This is a genomic window from Parafilimonas sp. (assembly GCF_047606085.1).
Lineage (GTDB): Bacteria > Bacteroidota > Bacteroidia > Chitinophagales > Chitinophagaceae > Parafilimonas.
The window spans coordinates 14,131-32,490 of sequence record NZ_JASGEX010000120.1; the positions used below are offsets into that span (position 1 = coordinate 14,131).

The following is an 18,360-nucleotide window of genomic DNA, read 5'->3' on the forward strand; positions in this document are numbered from 1 at the left end:
ATGCTGAACTTAATGGGGAGAGTTAGAAAGTGCGGGGTAGTAATTAAATCAAATTCACAAGGCAAAAATATCAAAATAATACAAAGTACCGGAAAAGGTTTTGTTTAAATTAATAAACAGATAACAATCAGGACGTTAATTTATCTGTTTCGGTAAAAGCCGGTTGAATATAATTATGGACTGGCGGCAGCTTCTTCATGCGCCTGCGGTAATTGCCAAAAAAGCTTTTCATCTGTATGGCGAGCACGCCAAAAACGCCCTCTTTTAAAATTTTGCCGCTCATTTTGCTCACGCCTTTCTTGCGGTCAATAAATACAATGGGCACTTCGGTTATTTTAAAGCCAAGTTTCCAGGCGGCAAATTTCATTTCAATCTGGAAAGCATAACCAATAAATTTAATTTCATTGAAATTGATAGTTTCCAGCACTTTTCTTCTGTAACAAACAAAACCCGCAGTAGGATCTTTTACAGGCATAAAGGTGATCATTCTTGTATATAAAGCGCCGCCTTTTGAATAAATATGCCTGTCTAAAGGCCAGTTTTCAATTCTGCCGCCAGGAACATAACGGCTGCCTATGGCTACGTCAAAACCATTTTTCCTGCAGGCGGCATATAAGCGTTCCAGGTCGGCAGGACTGTGCGAAAAATCGGCATCCATTTCAAAAATAAATTCATATTTCCTTTTTATCGCCCATTTAAAGCCCTCAATATAGGCCGTGCCGAGGCCAAGTTTGCCGCTGCGTTTTAACAGAAATAACTGTTGAGGGTAAAACAACTGTAATTCTTCCACCCTGGCTGCTGTGCCATCGGGAGAATTATCATCAATCACCAAAACATGGTAATTAAGCTGCAACGAAAATATGGCTTTTAGAATAAGCGGAATATTCTCTATTTCGTTGTAAGTGGGTATGATGATTAATTTTTCCAAAGGCAAATCAGCTTATACAGACAGTTTTCGAAAATACAATATTCTGCCTCAATAAGATAAATAAAAAGCCAAAATTGACTTAATTTATTTTTTAAGGAAAGTGCGGTTGAATATCTCTGTAAGTTTTTGTTTTGTATGAAGCGAAAAATCTCCTTTCATCATCCAGTCGTAATACTGCGGTTCAACTCTTAAAACATCTGCAACCGGTTTGCCTTTATGTTTCCCGAAATTGAAGGTTTCAATGCCATCTATCTTTACCATCCTGCGGGCAAAATCAACGCAATCATCTTCTCCTATACAATTTAAAATTGTTTCTATGCTTAACCCAAGCTGGGGATAACGCAACACCTGTGCATGCAGAATTTCCAGTGTGGCTTCAGCATCGGCTTCTGCGCTGTGGGCATTTTCCAGCACCTTATTGCAATAAAATTTATAGGCTGCGCTTAAAGTGCGCTGTTCCATACTGTGAAATATTTTCTGTACATCAACCAATTTTCTGCCTTCCATTAAAAATTCCAGGCCGGCTCTCAAAAATTCTTCCACCAGCATAGGAATATCAAAGCGGTTACTGTTATAGCCGCCCAGGTCGCAGTTGGCAAGAAATTGTTTTATTTCATTGGCCACCTGTTTAAAGGTTGGCGCATCTTTAACCATTTCATCTGTAATACCGTGCACATTGCTTGAAGCCTGCGGAATAGGTTTCTGCGGGTTGATAAGTTTCCTTTTTTTCTGAATGGCGCCATCCGGCATCAGCTTTACAATGGCTATCTCAATTATTTTATCGGTTGCCAGGTCTATTCCTGTAGTTTCAAGGTCAATAATGGCAAGCGGGTGTAAAATCTGCAAACTCATTGGAAAAAATTACTTGCGCGAAAGTAGTATTAGTTCTTAAAAATGGGCTTCAATCTGCCTTATTTATTCAGAAACCAAAAATATCAGGAATTTAGCTGTTTCTTTGCCATACGTTAAACTGACTGTACTATCTTTTCACAAATAAATTGTATGGGTTAACAGAATATTGACTTCAACTTTAAATCTTATAAACAATTTTCGCAATTCAATATCCGTTTAAGCTAAATCAATATCTTATATGCGTAAACTTTTTTTAATCATCCTGACGGCTTGCTTATGTGCAGCGCTCTTTTCCTCCTGCATTGGGAGCAGGAGCGCCAACTGTCCCTCGCATGACCCAAACTACTGGACGAAAAGGCGATAAGCTTCTAAAACAGAGACCTGCCTATTACCATTCTTTGTACTTCACTGGTGCCTTCATATATCTGGGTAATCTTTGCATCACGCATCAGCCGTTCTACGTGGTATTCTTTTACATAGCCATAGCCGCCGTGTATTTGCACTGCTTCGGTGGCCGCCCACATAGCTGTTTCTGAAGCAAATACTTTCGCCATGGCCGAGCTTATGGTGTAATCCCTGCCCGCATCTTTATCCAAAGCCGCTTTATATACCAGCAGGCGGGCTGCTTCTGCCCGGGTAGCCATATCGGCCAGTTTAAACTGGATGGCCTGGTGGTGTATAATGGGTGTACCAAAGGCCCTTCTTTCTTTGGCGTATTGAACCGCTCTTTCCAAAGCGCCGGCGGCTATGCCCAGCGCCTGGGCGGCTATGCCAATGCGGCCGCCGCTCAACACCTGCATAGCGAACTTAAACCCAAAGCCATCTTCCCCAATACGATTTTCTTTGGGCACCTGTACATCGCTGAACTGAATGGAATGCGTATCGCTGCCGCGAATGCCCATTTTGTTTTCTTTAGGGCCAACCGTTACGCCCGGCCAGCTTTTTTCAACTATAAATGCATTAATGCCCCTTGCACCTTTTGAACGGTCTGTTTGCGCCATAACCAGGTACACGCTGGCGCTTGAACCGTTGGTGATCCAGTTCTTTGTGCCGTTAATTAAATAATAATCGCCTTTATCTTCTGCTGTTGTTTGCTGCGAAGTGGCATCGCTGCCTGCTTCCGGCTCGCTTAATAAAAATGCACCGATATATAATGTTCCGTCTTTTTTGCCCTGCGCTAAAGGTGTGAGATATTTTTGTTTCTGTTCTTCTGTGCCAAAGGCTTCCAGGCCCCAGCAAACGAGGCTGTTGTTTACGCTCATGCACACCGAAGTGCTGGCATCCACTTTTGAGATTTCTTCCATGGCAATAACGTAACTGAGCGTGTCAAGGCCGGCGCCGCCATATTTTTCATTCACCATCATGCCCATAAACCCAAGATCGGCCAGCATTAAAACCTGCTCTTTGGGAAAGATCATTTTTTCATCGCGCTCAATTACGCCGGGCAAACATTCTGTATTGGCAAAATCGCGGGCAGCCTGCTGAATCATCAGATGCTCTTCAGTTAAATCAAAGTTCATTGGAAGAAATTTTTACGGAGCAAAAGTAAGCTAACAGCTGTGTTGATTCAGGCGTCTCATAATTACTTTCCATAGGCTTCCAGCATTTTTTTCAAATCATCAAGTGTATTAATTTCCGATACCGGTTTATCTTTTCTCCAGCGCCTGATGCGCGGAAAGCGCAGCGCCACGCCGCTTTTATGCCGGTTGCTGGCAGCAATGCCTTCAAAGGCAATCTCAAAAACAAGTTCTGGCTTTACGGTGCGCACCGGGCCAAATTTTTCCAGTGAATTTCTTTTTACAAAAGCATCTACCTGGGCAAATTCTTTATCGGTTAAGCCGGAATAAGCTTTGGTGAAAGGAATAAGCGCATCATCATCTTTTACGGCAAACGTATAATCGGTATAAAGCGTGCTTCTTCTGCCGCTGCCTTTTTGGGCATAGATCATTACAGCATCAATGGTGAGCGGATCAATCTTCCATTTCCACCAATCGCCTGCTTTTCTGCCAACCTGGTAAATGGATGTTTTGCGTTTCAGCATAATACCTTCCGCATTTATATCCCGGCTGGTGGCCCGTGTGGCTGCCAGCTCATCCCAGTTATTAAAATGGATAATGGGCGACAGCCTCAGCACAGGTTCATTTACACCGGCAATCATCTTTTCCAAAATAATCCTGCGCTCTCCCAGTGTTCTGCTGCGAAAATCCTCACCTTCAAACTCTAATACATCATAAGCCACAAAACCCACCGGCGATTCCGTTAATTGTTTTTTGGTAACATGCTTCCTGCCGATTCTTGTTTGTAATAAGGCAAAGGGTAAAACGGTGAAATCATTGGCGGAAGCGCCGGCATTGGTTAAACTAATAATTTCTCCATCTAAAGCCACGCCTTCCGGCAGCTTTTGCTGCAAAATGGCATATTCGGGAAACTTTTCCGTTATCAGTTCTTCGCCGCGGCTCCATACAAACAGCTGGTTATTCCGTTTAATGATCTCGCCGCGAATGCCATCCCATTTCCATTCGGCCTGCCATGCCTGCGGTTCCCCTAAAGTTTCAGGATTTTCTTCCAGGGCATACGCCAAATAAAATGGATAGGGCTTTGAATAATCAATGATGTTTGCATTTTCACTTAAAAGATCATCGAACGAAGTGGTTGCAGGATCCCAGTTGCCACTTATGCGGTGGGCAATAACAGATGGCTCCAGCTTTACCGTTTTTGCCAGCGCATTCACCATTTGTTTTTGAGAAATGCCAATGCGAAAATTGCCCGTGAGCAGTTTATTGAGTACAAACCGTTCATCTTTATGCATGCTGCGCCAGCAACCGGTAATAAATTCCTTTTTTACGGCTTCGCTTTCCTTTTCGAGCGAAATAAGTTTTTCTATGTAAAAAGATAAAGAACACTGATTGGTTTCTTCCGTGGCTTCGGGCAGGAGCAAAGCAATGGTTTCAGCCATATCACCCACCGAGCCGTAACATTCGCCAAACAGCCAGCCCGGAATTTGCGCTATTTCCACACACCATTGCGGCAATAAAGAAGAATTTACCAGCCGCCGCGGCCTTCTTCCGCTAAACAGTGCAATCACCCACACTTTATCTTTATCATCTGCCAGTGAAAAATAGCTGATAAGCGCTTCCTGCTTCTCCAGTGTTTTGGTAGAAGCGCCCAATATATTTACAAGGTTTGCAAATGCTTTCATATTGTATTCATCAACCTTTTTACCATGGTGGTTTTACGCGCATTGCCGGTTTTTACCCCGGAAAAATGAAATATTCAAGCGGCGAAGCCATTACTTTCCCTCTGTTTTCTAAAATTTTTCCCTGGAATACTGAAAAATTTCCCGGTAAACTGTTTGTTTTCGCTGTTTTTTCGGGAAAAAATCGCTGGAAAACTTATTTTTTATACCTTTTTTAAGCCTGTTTATACCTTTTTTCCGGTTTTTCCGACCTTTTTTCTGATCAATTCCACCCTTTTTCCGATACTTTACACCCTTTTATTAAGAATTTCACCCCTTTTTTATTCAAATTGCCGCATCCGTTTCCTTTTCTTCTCCATCTTGCCCATATTCTGTTTTTACTTCGGCGCTCCAAGTGCCCTGTTCATTCAAATAACGGCTGAATACCGATTGATAACCGTGCGTAACAAATACTTTCTCCGCCTGCGTTTCTTTTATAGCCTGTAATAAACCATTCCAGTCGGCATGGTCGCTTAAAACAAAAGCGCCGTCCACGTTTTTCCGGCGCGCATTGCCGCGAACCTGCATCCAGCCGCTGCATACGCCGATAGCGTAGGGATTAAACCGTTTTAGCCACGGCGAACCTTCGGCGCCCGGCGGCGCTATTACGATGCTTTCTTTCAGTTTTTCTTTTGGCGTTTCAGGCGTTACGCGCGCTGCATTTATTTTTGGAAGAAGAATACCGGCATTCACTAAAGCCTGGTGCATATTCCAGGTGGCGCCGTGCATGTAAATGGTTTCATCAAAATCTTCCAGGGCTTTCAGTATCCGCTGCGCCTTGCCTAAGCTATAGGCGATAATAATACTGGCCTTATTGAGCGCTTTGTTGGCAAGGATCCAGTTGCGCATGTTTTCAAAAACAATATCCTGGTCTTTCCAGCAATAAACAGGCAGGCCAAAAGTAGATTCGGTGATGAAAGCATTGCATTTTACGGGCTCAAAAGCGCCGCTTAATCCATCGTTGGCCACTTTATAATCGCCGCTGGCTACCCAGACCTCGCTATTGTATTCAACCCGTATTTGCGAAGAACCGATAATGTGGCCTGCGGGATGTAATGAAACTTTTATGCCGTTAATGGTTCTGGTTTCATTCCACTCCAGCGTTTCATAATGGTTATCGCCCAGGCGCGCCTGCAGCAAAGGCTTGGTAAGCGTGTGGCATAAATAGTTTTTACTGCCCCATTTGGCATGGTCGCTGTGCGCATGGGTAATAATGGCATAATCAACCGGCTTCCACGGGTCAATATAAAAATTGCCGGCGCGGCAAAACAAACCTTTATCAGTAAATTCAATTAACTGCATTGCAGCATGAATGTAAACAAAAATGTTACCGGAATCTATCTGCCTGGTTTCTCTTTCCCTGTTCAGTTAAATGTATGCTTTATGAAAGCTTTGCGCTCCTTGTATCTGAGAAACTGTTTGAACCTTTAATTCTTTACAGGGATTCAGCGATCCTTTGCACAGAGCAAAGGAGTTAACGGAGAAATTACAGACCTCCGTTATCTCTGTGTTCTCCGTGCGAAAAAAATTTAAACAGCTTAGTGCTCATTATAATCCCATAAGAACAGATTTCCGGCTGCATCTGAATTTATTTTTCAGTTGCCGGTTCTTTAAAACGGGAACTGCTGTCGTCTAATACAAGCACCCAGTCATTTTCCATCCCGGTTGTTGGCGATGTAAAAGATATTGTTTCAGAAGGATTGAATGCGCCTGCTTTTTGCACAGATGCATCTCTGGGATTGAACCACCACGCAATTATCGTATGTTTAAAGCCACTTGTATTCACCCGGATTGTTTTACCCACCGGCATATATATCATGGCATAACTGTAACCGGCTGCATGAAAGCTTTCAATATGATTGCCTTTGCTGCCCTGCCCATCTGCAATCAGGTTTTCGTCGGGAATGCGCTGCAGCATGGGCCTTGATTCTATCAGCCTTTTTAAATAACCTGCCTGGAAAGCGCCGGGCCTGTCAATAGCATTCAGCCATCCGCGGTCAGCATAATTCACCAGCTCTTCCCTTGCGCTCATAAACTGCCATACGGCATGATGGCCGTAAGTAACGCCGCAGGCGCCTGCGAACACGGATCGGTAAATTTGTTTGCGCACATCATAAGCGCGAAAATACCCGCTGTCAGGATTCCATTTAGGCCAGGGGTTTACCGGGTGGTCTTCATAATTCGGCTCGGCATCCAGTGTGGGTTTTACGGGCTGCAGCGCCCTGTCTCTTGCAATCCATTCCCAAACCTCCACATCATGCCCGGCGCCATGGCCGCTCTGCATCATATTTATATCGGGCCAGGGCTCATTGTGTATCCATTGCGAGGTGGAGCTTTCGCCGCCCCAGGGGTGATAGGTGATAATGCATTGATGACGGGTTGCTTCAGTAATGCCTTTTGCCATGGCGCGCCAGACGGGTAACCAGTTATCTTTTTCTGTAAGGGCCGGACGGTCGCCGCCCAATATCCAGATGATGTTCGGGTAATCTTTATACCGGTTGCCCATCCATTTGCCATAAGCGTATGCATTCACGCTGTCGAATATAACAGGCCCTGTTCCCCAGCCCGGCGTTACCTTATCGCCCCATGTGGGCAATAAACCGATGAACATATTTTTTTGCAGCGCATTTTTTAGCGTCCAGTCTATAAGCTCAAAATATTTTTCATTGGGCTGGCCGGGATCAAGGTTTTTTAAGGGCAGTTCCCCATAATAGTTGGGCCTTTTCAGCCCGTCAAATTCGGCAAGCACAACGGCCTGTATTACGTTGAAGCCCTTTTGCCGGCGGTTTTCCAGGTAGGTTTCAATTTCTTCTTTACTTAAACGATGAAAGAGTTCCCAGCCTGTATCGCCCAGCCAGAAAAAAGGCGTGCCGTCTTCATATTGTAAATAATGCCCGTCAGCAGTTACTTTCAGCCTTCCATGTTTCCATTGCGCCTGCGCGGAAACAAAGAAAAAAAAGGTTATAACTATACCAGTGAGGAATGCCTTTTTACAGGCAATGAGGCTGGTGATATTTCTTTTATTCATTATGCAGTATAATTTGTTTTTTGCTTTTATTGAGACCACACAGGATATGGTTGACGATGATCTGCTAAACAGATAATGCCGGTTTTATTGTTTATTTCCGGGAAGCTGTTTAAAATTTAATTCTTTACAGAAATTTAGCGATCCTTCGCACAGAGTAAGGAGGCCAACAGGGCAATGAAGCGCCTCTGTTGGCTCTGTGTGCTCCGTGCGAAAAAAATTCAAACAGCTTCTAATAACTTATATGTTGAAAAAAATATAAACAATAATGACGAACAATTTAAAGATTATTAAAGGCTTCCGCAAATGCAGAAGCCTTCTTTAACTGCTAAAAATGCAAAAACTGCCTTGTTTATTGGTTTTAAAGGTTTGGATTCAACTGGGCATCGTTTATCGGGATTGGCGCCCAGTAAAACGTGTGCGCATTATCATCGGGCGCGCCGCTTAAAGGCTCTTCCGCAGCATTGCGGCTGGCATTGGCTTTGGCCACTGTTTCTGTGCGCAGCAAATCAAACCAGCGTGCGGCTGGCTCAAGGCCTGCAAACTCCCAGCCTCTTTCGGCAATTACAGAATCGCGGAATGCCGATTGGGAAAGGCCCGGTGTAAGGTCGGCCAATCCGGCCCTGTTCCTTATGGCGTTTATGGCGGCGTAAGCGTTTGCATCGGCGCCGGATGACATGGCTTCTGCTTCGGCGTAGGTTAATAATGTTTCTGCATAACGGATCACGAAAATGGTATGGCCGCCTGCCCAGTTGCCAACATGCGTGGTGGCATTATAAGTGTCATCGTCCAGGTATTTATTAAAATAAGGATGCTTTAAAGTGGTATGCGCCCAGTCGGTTGCAGTGCCATTTACAAAATAAACCGACTGGTAAGTGCCTTCTTTGCGCTGGCCTGCCGGAAAGTTGTTGTAAAAATTTATCTCGCCAAAAAAATCGTCCCAGCCGCCTTCGTCGCCACATTGCGTTGAATTAGGGCCGCACATATCCCACTGGTTCCAGGCTGCATTGGGCACGGTCGGGTTGTAGTAACAGGCAAAAACCGCTTCATTGTTATACTTGTATTCTTTCAGCCACAGGTTGCGGAAATCAGTTAAAAGATCAATATTATATTTCGCTTTGTTATCTATTACCTCCCTGGCTTTTTCAGCAGCCAGCGCATAGTTATCGGTTTGCTTTAAAGGCCAGCCTGCCATGGTTAAGTAAACATTGGCAAGCAATGCTTTTGCTGAGCCGGCAGTGGGCGCCACATTCACGCCATCCTGAAACTGAACGCCTATGCCATTCCAGCTATCGGGCAGCATGGTTTCGGCATTCTGCAAATCTGAAACTATCAGGGCATATATATCCGCAGGCTCAGATTTAGCGATGGTGTAATCCACCGTGTTATCTGTAACCAATGGAATTTCGCCCCACACCCTTGTAAGAAAGAAATAGCTCAGCGCCCTTAAAAAATAAGCCTGCCCTGCTGCCTGGTTCTTTTCATCATCTGTGGCGTCGGCGTTAGCATAATTTAAAATCAGGGAATTGCAGGATTTGATGGTGGCATAGAAACTGCTCCACCAGTTGGTCATCCTGTCGTTGGATGAATTGGGCTGAAAGGTATCAAAATCAGAAAAAGAGATTTTATTGCCGGCGCGGGCAACGGTTACATCATCGCCGCCATAGCAGGTTGTTAAACCGGCCATCTGGTTAAAGGCAACATTTATCAAGGCATATAATCCTGTGGATGCGAGTGACAGGTCGCTGGCATTTTTATAAAACTGTGTACCGGTAGGCACTTTGGGCGCTTCGTCTAAAATTTTTTTACTGCAGGAAGAAGCAATCATGCAAACCATGCAGATCATGAAATATTTTTTCATATAAACTTTTTTAAATGATTTAGAAATTAGCATTAATGCCAATGGTGAAGGAACGCGGGTTTGGATAAGCGCCCAGGTCAATGCCGGCGGCTATATCCGTATTGCCCTGTGTATCCGCCTCGGGGTCAAAACCTTTGTATTTGGTGATGGTGAAGAGGTTTTGTGCGCTGAGCGACAGGCTGATGTCTCCAAAGCCGATCATCTTTTTGGAAAGCAGGTAAGAAAGGCTTATGTTTTTTAGCCTTATATAACTGCCATCCTGCAAATAATGTGTTGACTCAACATAGCTTCTGCCTGTTTTGCTGGCCGGGTCGGCCCATTCGGAATTGGTATTGCTCTTCGTCCAGTAACTGGCTGATGCCGCCAGCGTGGGATATTTTATATCGCTGGTGGGTGCGGCCACGGCAGCATACGTGGCATTGAATATCTTATTGCCCTGCACGCCCTGTATAAACAGGTTAAGGGTAAAATTACCGTAAGTAAAATCGTTACTGAAGCCAAGTTGAAGCTTAGGGATTGGATTGCCTCTCACCACGCGGTCTTCGTAGCCGATGGAGCCGCTGCCGTCAACATCTTTGTATTTGTTATCGCCCGGCTCGAAACCGAGCGTGGCATCGGCTTCCTTATACACCCCTTCCCAGGGAATTAAATAAAAAGCGCCCAGCGGGGAGCCTGGTTTCACTACCTGTATGGAAGTATTTATCAACCCGGAACCTGGGTAGCCCACATACACAATATCCTGGTCGCCAATACTTTTCACCTTATTCTGCAAAGCGCTTATATTCAGCGTGGTATTCCATGAAAACTTATGGCTGTTTACGGCAAGGGCGCTTACAGAAAATTCAAACCCTTTATTGCTTACAGCGCCCAGGTTTACCCATTGCGAACCGCCACCGTCATAGTCCGGAATGGTTTTTTGAAGCAATAATCCATCTGTAAGCTTGTTGAAATAATCCAGGGTAACATTCAGCCTGTTGCTGAAAAGCGCTGCATCTATGCCAATATCCCATTGCGTGGTGGTTTCCCATTTCAAGTTAAGGTTGGGCGGGTTTCCCAAAGTATAGCCCTGGTAGGCGGTGCTGCTGCCATAAGAATATTGCTGCCCGGTAAGCAAGCCTAATGTGCTGTAAGGCGCAATGGCCTGGTTGCCGGTTTTGCCCCAGCTTCCGCGAAGCTTCAGATTGGAGACAGCGGTTATATCTTTCATAAAATCTTCCTCTGATATTTTCCAGCCTGCCGAAAACGAAGGAAAGTAAGCCCATTTGTTACCGGTAGATTGAAATTTGGAAGAACCATCTGCACGGTAGGTGGCCATAAGCATGTATTTGCCTTTATAATCGTATGTTATCCTGCCCAGGTAAGATTGCAGTCCCCAGTTAGAATAAAATGAACTGATGCCCTGTGAAGCATTCAGCTGCAAAGCATAATAGCCGTAGGAAAGTGAAGTAAGGCCGCCGCCATCTGCATTGAAACCATTGTATTTATTGGAGGTTTGTTCATACACGCCTGTTACGGAAAGGTTATGCACGCCATTGAATGTTTGGTGATAGGTAAGCCCGTTACTGTTTTGCAATGTATAATTTTCGCTGGAGCCCTGGCCTGAAGACTGGCTGCTCTCGTTTATCCATTCATTATTTACATAACCACTACGGTAAAAGTTGGCATCCACGCCCACGTTGGTATTAAAGCTTAGCCAGTCAGTAATATCCCATTTCAGTTTGGCGTTTACAACCGCCGTATTTGATTTGCCTTCGTAATCGCTTTCTTTGGCAATCATGTAAGGATTGGGGCCGATGGGAGAAATGGCGTAGCGGTTATATGCTCCCGTTGCCGGATCGTCATACACCGGTTCCGTGGGCGCCCAGGTGAGCGATGAGGTTACCGGGCTGGCCTTGCTGCCCATGTCGCCGTTATTTTTTGACTGAATATTGGTTAAAAACATATTCAGCCCCACGCTTAGTTTTTTGCTCAGCCTGCTGTCAATATTGGAGCGAAGGGCAATTTTCTGCTGGCTGGTATTTACAACAATACCGGATTGTTTAACGTAATACCCTGAAATATAGTAGCGTGATTTTTCTGTTCCGCCTCCCAGCGATACCTGGTAGTTCTGTGTGTAACCAGTTTGAAACACCTGGTCCTGCCAGTTGGTGCCTTTACCGGCATAAGACTGGGGGTCTGTAAAAACATCGGTTCCGGCAATGTGGTTAGCCTGTTCTGCATAAGCCACCGGCCCCAGCACGTCATATTTTTTGATATGGTTTGCGGTAACAAAGCCATTGGCATTCAGCGTCATCTTGCCTGTTTTGCCGCTTTTTGTGGTAATGATAACCACGCCGTTGGCGCCGCGAGAACCATAAATAGCCGTGGCAGAAGCATCTTTTAATACTTCCATTGATTCAATATCGTTCACATTAATGTCCTGGAAGCTGATGCTGCCCAAAGCAACGCCGTCCACCACAAACAGGGGATCGTTGCTGGAATTGATGGAGTTGGCGCCGCGTATCCTGATTTTTACCACGCCGCCCGGCGCCCCGGAAGCGCTGCTTACCGATACACCGGAAGCCCTGCCCTGCAAAGCCGAGCTTACGTTTACTACCGGCTGATCTTTATAGGCAGATGAAGAAATGCTTGCTATGGAGCCCGTTACGTTTGATTTTCGCTGGGTTCCATAACCTATCACCACTACATCCTGCAGGTTTTGCGCCATAGCCTGCAGTTGCACATTGAGAAACGATTGCCCGTTTACGGCTACTTCCCTGCTGTTGTACCCCACATAACTAAATATGAGGGTAGCGTTGGGAGAAGCATTTAGCCGGAAGCTTCCGTCTTTGGTAGTTTGTGTGGCTGTTTTTCCGTCTTTTACTGAAACTGTAACGCCGTCGAGCGGAGCGCCACTGCTGTCTGCGGTAACCTTACCGCTTACTGTTTGCTGGGCATAGGCATGCAGCCCAAAACAAACAAGCAGCATCAATAAACTGGTTAGTTTTTGCATGATAAGTAATTTGATTTTTGGCAGTTAAAGAATATTAGCAATCCCGAAGCATCCGGCCGCCGCAGGTAATGACAGGCAAGCAGAAATTGGCAGACTGCCTGATGCTTCCGGCGACAATTTTAGACAGATATCTTCTAAAGGCCGAGGGGGGCAATCACGAAAAAAGGGGGGTAAAATGAGGAAAGGAGGGCGATTGGGAGTTATACGGTGGCATTTTCAGCTTTTTGCTCACTATTCAGGCAGCCGGAGAACCACAAAATGCGAATTGTGGGCGCATTTCAAATTCTCGCTTTATACGCGGCATTCCGGTCGGTGTCTCACCGACCGGTAGCGGGTTCTACAGGTGGACACCCACCTGCGAAAATTTGCAATATACCTTACAAAAATTTCACTGCTGAAGATCAATTCCTTAATCTTCGCCTTTTTGTATTGTTGTTGCGCCAATACAATTTACCCGCCAATCTTTTCTTAACTCACCATTCACAACTCACTGGAACCCACTACTGCCAATACTTATACCCCGTAACCCTTGCATATTCCACTTTTGCCAACGCCAGTTGATATTCGTAACGCAGTTCGGTTAATAAAGCACGTTGCAGATTCACGGCGGCATCGGTAATCTCTGTATTCAGGCCAATGCCGTTCAAATAACGGCTGGAGGCAATCTGAACGGCGGCTTCAGCCGTCTCAATCTGGCCTTTCATGTTCTTTAATTTTTCTGCATTGGTTTGAATGTCGGTTAATGCCTGCTGAATATTTTGCTGGTATTCATTCATTAAGCTTTCCTGCGCCAGTTGGTTTTGCTTTACCTGCGCTTCGGCCACGGCAACCTGCTTTTTTGTTTTAGCATCAAATAAAGGCACTTTCAGGCTTACACCGCCAGCATAATTAAACCGTCCTTCATTTACATTCGGCACATAACCGTTTTTCACGCCGGCCGAACCGTTTAATGTAACACTGGGCTTATCCGTTTGCTTCACTACCTTTAAATCAGCCCTGGCCTGTTCAATTTTATCCTGCGCCAGCAAAAAATCGGGCGCAGATGTGGAAGCCGTTGTAAAGGCGTCCTGCAGCGTTTGAACGGGCAGATCGAAATCGAAGCTGCTGTTGGCAATATTGGTATTGCCTGTTGTGTATTGCAGTAAGGTGATTTGTTTTTGCAGGTTGTTTAAAAGGTCTTCCTTTAAGTTTATCTCGTTATCAATTTGCGATTGAAGATTTAATACATCAAGCTTAATGGCATCGCCATTTTTTAATTTATTCTCCGCAATGGTTTTATTGGCATTCAGGTAATTTAAAACACTGTCTTCAACCGCAACAGCTTTCCTGAAATAAATAATGTTGTAATAAATGTTGGCCACCTGGCCTGCCAGTTGTGTTTGCACGTTGATTACATTGTCCGTAGCATATTTAAGATCGGTTTTCGATTTATCAACATTGGCTTTTAACCTTCCAAAATCGAGCAGCATGTATTGGGCGCCCACGCTGGCATTAAAACTATGCACCGGTGCAAACTGGAAATTCTGCTTCTCCCCGTCCACTTCCAGCGGCAACGTAATCTTTGGCTGCACATACTCATAGCTGCCATTTAAATCAACTGTCGGCAGGTTTGTTTTGGCAGCATCCATGCGCTTTTGGGCAATATCAATCTGGTTTTGCGCTTCCTGCATTTTTGGATAATAAGTGAATGACTGGCTGATGATGCCCTTCAGTTCACTGTTTACGGGCGTTTGCGCCTTTGCAATGATGGAAGCATTCAACAACGTGAATAGTATAAAAAACTTTTTCATCCGTATGTTTTTTGTTTTTTTAATGGCCGGATGCCTGCCTGCGAGGCAGACAGGGAACCTCGCTATGTACATCCCCTCCCGAAACTGGTTCGGGACAGGCTGTGTGAGAAAAATTATCATGCTCGGTTTCATTCGTATTTTTTTTCTGGTTAAGATGTATAAAGGCCGGCATTTGTGCAATGCCGGGCCTTTTATTGCTGCTTAATAGTAATCAACATAAAAATGCTTTAATGCGCCTCAAGCATGGCCCCTGGCGGCGCTCCATTATCCGCTCTTTTTTTCTTTGTTCTTAAAAACACCACCAGCGGGAGCACAGCTAAAAAAAACACCGCTATCAGGTTAAATGTATCCAAGTAAGAGAGGTAATATGCCTGGCGGTCAAGCTGGTTGTTCAGGATGCCGAGCGCCGCATGCGATGCCGATGCACTGTCAATATTCATGCGCGATGAAAGGCCCTGTGTTATGGCATCCATCCTGCCGGTAAGCTCCGGAGAGCCCGGTGTAAGGTTTGCAACAAGGTTTGTGCGATGCACTATATAATGATGCGCCACATAATTATTGGCAATGGCAATACCGAATGCGCCGCCCAACTGCCGGAGCATATTGTTCAATGCAATACCTGATGCATAATCTTTTGGCTCAAGGCCAACAACAGCCTGGTTGATCAGCGGCAACTGAACAAGCGAAATGCCCACCGCCCTTAATGCAAGCGGGAAGAAGAAATCCCATCTGCCTACATCGGGGCTCACCCTCGCCGACGCCACCGAATAGGCGGCGAAGAGAATAAATCCAACCACCACAAAAGGGATGGCCGGAACACCCTTGCTCATGGTTTTGCCTATGATGGGCATCATAATAACCGCCAGCAGCGTGGGCGGCAATAATGACAAACCTGTTTCATACGCGGTAAAGCCCAGCACCCGCTGCGCCAGCACAGGATATACAAATACCGAAGTGAACAAGCCAAAACCTGCAACAAAAGTGAATATGGTGGTAAATGCAAGGTTGCGGTTATTCAATATCCGGAGATTTACAGCAGGCCTTGGAATGCTTATTTCGCGCATGATAAACCCTATCAAACCAATGGCGGCAATGACGGCGCAAATGCGGATGGCATTGCTGCTGAACCAGTCTTCCGATTCGCCTCTTTCCAAAACAAACTGCAAACAGCCTATGCCCGCCATCAGCAAAGCGATGCCCGGATAATCAATGTAAATGGCTTTCTTATGCGTGCCTTCACCTTCTTTTTTATCTACAAAACTGTACGTAAGCAAAGTGGCTACAATGCCAATAGGCACATTGATCATAAAGATTAGCGGCCAGCTGTAATGTTCAATGATATAACCGCCAAGCGTAGGCCCCAGGGTAGGGCCCAGCACCAGGCCCATGCCGAATAAGCCCGAAGCGATAGGCCTTTCTTCAGGCTCGAAGGCGTCAAACAAAATGGCCTGTGATGTAGAAAGCAAAGCGCCACCGCCAACACCCTGTACAAATCGCCAGATAATGATTTCAACAAGCCCCGTTGACTGCCCGCACATATATGATGCGAACGTGAAAATTATCATGGAAACGATATAATAATTTTTTCGGCCAAAATATTCTGCCAGGAAACTGGTAAGCGGAATGATGATTACATTGGCAATGGCGTACGATGTAATTACCCAGCTTATATCTTCAATGCTTACACCGAGGCTGCCGGCCATATCGCTTAAGGCAACGTTTACAATAGAAGTATCAACCAGCTCCATTACGGCGGCCGATACCGTTGTAATGACGATTATATATTTAGCGAGTTTTTTCATGAGACTTGTTTTTTCGTGAATCGTCAATCGTGAAAACTTCTGGATTTTGATTACTGTTGTTAAATGCGTTTATTGTTATGTGATTAGTTTTTAAGGTGTTTGAATTAGCCTTGCGCTTAAAATTCTCAGGCTCTTGCATGCACGTTTCACGATTTGCCGGTTCACGATATTAATTAACCTTAATACTAACATCGGCGCTCAGGCCTGCACGTAAAATATGGCTGTATCTGGCCACATTGTTTATATTCACCTTAACGGGTATGCGTTGCGTAACCTTAACAAAGTTGCCGCTTGCATTATCGGGCGGCAATACAGCAAATCTTGCCCCTGTTGCTTCGCTCAGGCTGGTAACCTGGCCCTGCAGTGTGGAATCAGGGTAGGCATCAAGCGATATCTCTACCGGCATGCCGGGATAAAATTTTCTTATCTGCGTTTCCTTAAAGTTAGCCACTACCCAATAGGTGGTATCATTCACAATTTGAAACAAGGGAGAGCCTGCCTGCACATACTGGCCGGCTGTAATATTCAGCTTACCCAGCCTGCCCGATTGCGGCGCATACACTTTGGTATAAGATATCTTTAATTGCTGCTGCTGAATGGCCGCTGCTTTGGCAGCAAGCCCTGCTTTTGCTTTTGCAATACCGGCCTGCAATATGGCGATGCGGCTTTGTGCGGTGGAGAGCTCACTCTGGTTGTTAGATGATTGCTGCCTTGCCTGTTCCAGGCTAAAACGGCTGTCGTCTAATTGCTTTTTTGTAATGGCCTGGTCAGCATACAATTTCTGGTTGCGCTCAAAATCTTCTTCCGCCTGCTGTATCTTAATAGAGGAAAGCTTTATATCGCCATGATTGGTATTTAAGCCCACCTGCGCATTTTTTAAGGCAGCCTGTGCATTTACAATATCCGCCTGCGCCGTTTCATAATCCGCCTGCATTTGCAGCAGTTGCGCCTGCAGGTCTGCATCATCTATTTCCACCAATAGCTGACCTGCCTTAACGGAATCATAGTCTTTTACATCCATTATTTTTACATAGCCGCTTACCCTGGGCAATACAGGTGATATTTGTGTTTCCACCTGCGCATCATCGGTGCTTTCGTGCGAGATAGCGTAAGAAATTTTCGTCCATCCAAATATGCCTGCGGCTATTACAATAGTGGCTATTATTACGTAGCGGATGGGTGATTTCTTTTTCGGTTGCTTTTGTTCCTGCTCCATAAGATGTTTTGTGTTTTATTTATTTAAAAGGTGGGCATGCATCAATTGTTTTAAATGATCAGATACACGCTTTTTAAACCTGGCATCTTCGTATGGCACGTAATCATCAGGTTTATTCATAAGCCGGTTGCACATTTTTTTTGAAAGTAAAACCTGGTTAATTGTTCCTATTAATGTTGCAATGGTTAGTTCAATATCTACTTTTTTAAATTCGCCCTTTTTAATACCTGTTTCTATAACATGCTTTATAATTATAGCATTTGGCGAAAGGTTGTTCACGATGGAGCATTGCAATGCTTCACGCTGGTTTAAGATAAGCTCCTGGTGAATAAGGCGGTGAAACAGCCTGTGCATAAACAGCCTTTCAATATAAGCATCAATTACCATTTCCACTTTTTCAATGGATGCAAGCGATTCATTACCGGCTATTTCATCAAGCTGCAGGCGGGTAGTGGAAGATTTTAGCTCAACTATTTGTTCAAACAATTTTTCTTTGCTCCCGAAATAATAATTTACCATGGCTACATTCACACAAGCCTTTTCTGCAATGTCTCTTATGGAAGCGCCCTCGTAACCTTTTTCAGCAAACAGCTGAAGTGTTGCTTCCATAATTTGCTGCCGTTTATCCTTCATTTACCAAATTTGAAGACACGAAATTA

General features: G+C 44.9%; 12 protein-coding genes. All 12 read right to left on the minus strand.

All coding sequences use genetic code 11. From position 1 onward, the window contains the following. Nucleotides 1-127: 127 nt before the first annotated feature. The 12 genes from QM629_RS10465 to QM629_RS10520 all read right to left on the minus strand — a co-directional run bounded on the left by QM629_RS10465 (nucleotide 128) and on the right by QM629_RS10520 (nucleotide 18,334). Nucleotides 128-928 (minus strand): polyprenol monophosphomannose synthase, encoded by an 801-nt coding sequence (locus QM629_RS10465; protein ID WP_415159814.1) that lies wholly within the window; start codon nucleotides 926-928, stop codon nucleotides 128-130. 84 nt (nucleotides 929-1,012) lie between these two features. Further along, nucleotides 1,013-1,780, minus strand: a complete 768-nt coding sequence (locus QM629_RS10470; RefSeq protein ID WP_415159815.1) for an exonuclease domain-containing protein — start codon at nucleotides 1,778-1,780, stop codon at nucleotides 1,013-1,015. Nucleotides 1,781-2,148: 368 nt separating this feature from the next. Next, nucleotides 2,149-3,300 carry an acyl-CoA dehydrogenase gene (locus QM629_RS10475; protein ID WP_415159816.1) on the minus strand — a complete coding sequence of 384 codons (1,152 nt, stop codon included), beginning with the start codon at nucleotides 3,298-3,300 and terminating at the stop codon, nucleotides 2,149-2,151. A gap of 62 nt (nucleotides 3,301-3,362) precedes the next feature. After that, on the minus strand, nucleotides 3,363-4,979 hold the full coding sequence (locus QM629_RS10480; protein ID WP_415159817.1) for an ATP-dependent DNA ligase: 1,617 nt from the start codon (nucleotides 4,977-4,979) through the stop codon (nucleotides 3,363-3,365). Nucleotides 4,980-5,300: 321 nt separating this feature from the next. After that, a complete protein-coding gene (locus tag QM629_RS10485) occupies nucleotides 5,301-6,317 on the minus strand; it encodes a ligase-associated DNA damage response exonuclease (protein ID WP_415159818.1) in 1,017 nt (338 codons plus the stop codon). A 286-nt stretch (nucleotides 6,318-6,603) separates the two neighbouring features. Further along, nucleotides 6,604-8,043: a glycoside hydrolase family 140 protein gene (locus tag QM629_RS10490; RefSeq protein WP_415159819.1), complete on the minus strand. Its 1,440-nt coding sequence runs from the start codon at nucleotides 8,041-8,043 to the stop codon at nucleotides 6,604-6,606. Nucleotides 8,044-8,401: 358 nt separating this feature from the next. Next, complete coding sequence (locus QM629_RS10495) at nucleotides 8,402-9,901, minus strand: RagB/SusD family nutrient uptake outer membrane protein (RefSeq protein WP_415159820.1); 1,500 nt, start codon at nucleotides 9,899-9,901, stop codon at nucleotides 8,402-8,404. 19 nt (nucleotides 9,902-9,920) lie between these two features. Next, nucleotides 9,921-12,893, minus strand: a complete 2,973-nt coding sequence (locus QM629_RS10500) for a SusC/RagA family TonB-linked outer membrane protein (protein WP_415159821.1) — start codon at nucleotides 12,891-12,893, stop codon at nucleotides 9,921-9,923. A gap of 500 nt (nucleotides 12,894-13,393) precedes the next feature. Further along, nucleotides 13,394-14,683: a TolC family protein gene (locus QM629_RS10505; protein WP_415159822.1), complete on the minus strand. Its 1,290-nt coding sequence runs from the start codon at nucleotides 14,681-14,683 to the stop codon at nucleotides 13,394-13,396. Nucleotides 14,684-14,910: 227 nt separating this feature from the next. Next, on the minus strand, nucleotides 14,911-16,485 hold the full coding sequence (locus tag QM629_RS10510; RefSeq protein ID WP_415159823.1) for a DHA2 family efflux MFS transporter permease subunit: 1,575 nt from the start codon (nucleotides 16,483-16,485) through the stop codon (nucleotides 14,911-14,913). 169 nt (nucleotides 16,486-16,654) lie between these two features. Continuing rightward, nucleotides 16,655-17,701: an HlyD family secretion protein gene (locus QM629_RS10515; RefSeq protein ID WP_415159824.1), complete on the minus strand. Its 1,047-nt coding sequence runs from the start codon at nucleotides 17,699-17,701 to the stop codon at nucleotides 16,655-16,657. A gap of 15 nt (nucleotides 17,702-17,716) precedes the next feature. Continuing rightward, nucleotides 17,717-18,334 (minus strand): TetR/AcrR family transcriptional regulator, encoded by a 618-nt coding sequence (locus QM629_RS10520; protein WP_415159825.1) that lies wholly within the window; start codon nucleotides 18,332-18,334, stop codon nucleotides 17,717-17,719. Nucleotides 18,335-18,360: the final 26 nt, after the last annotated feature.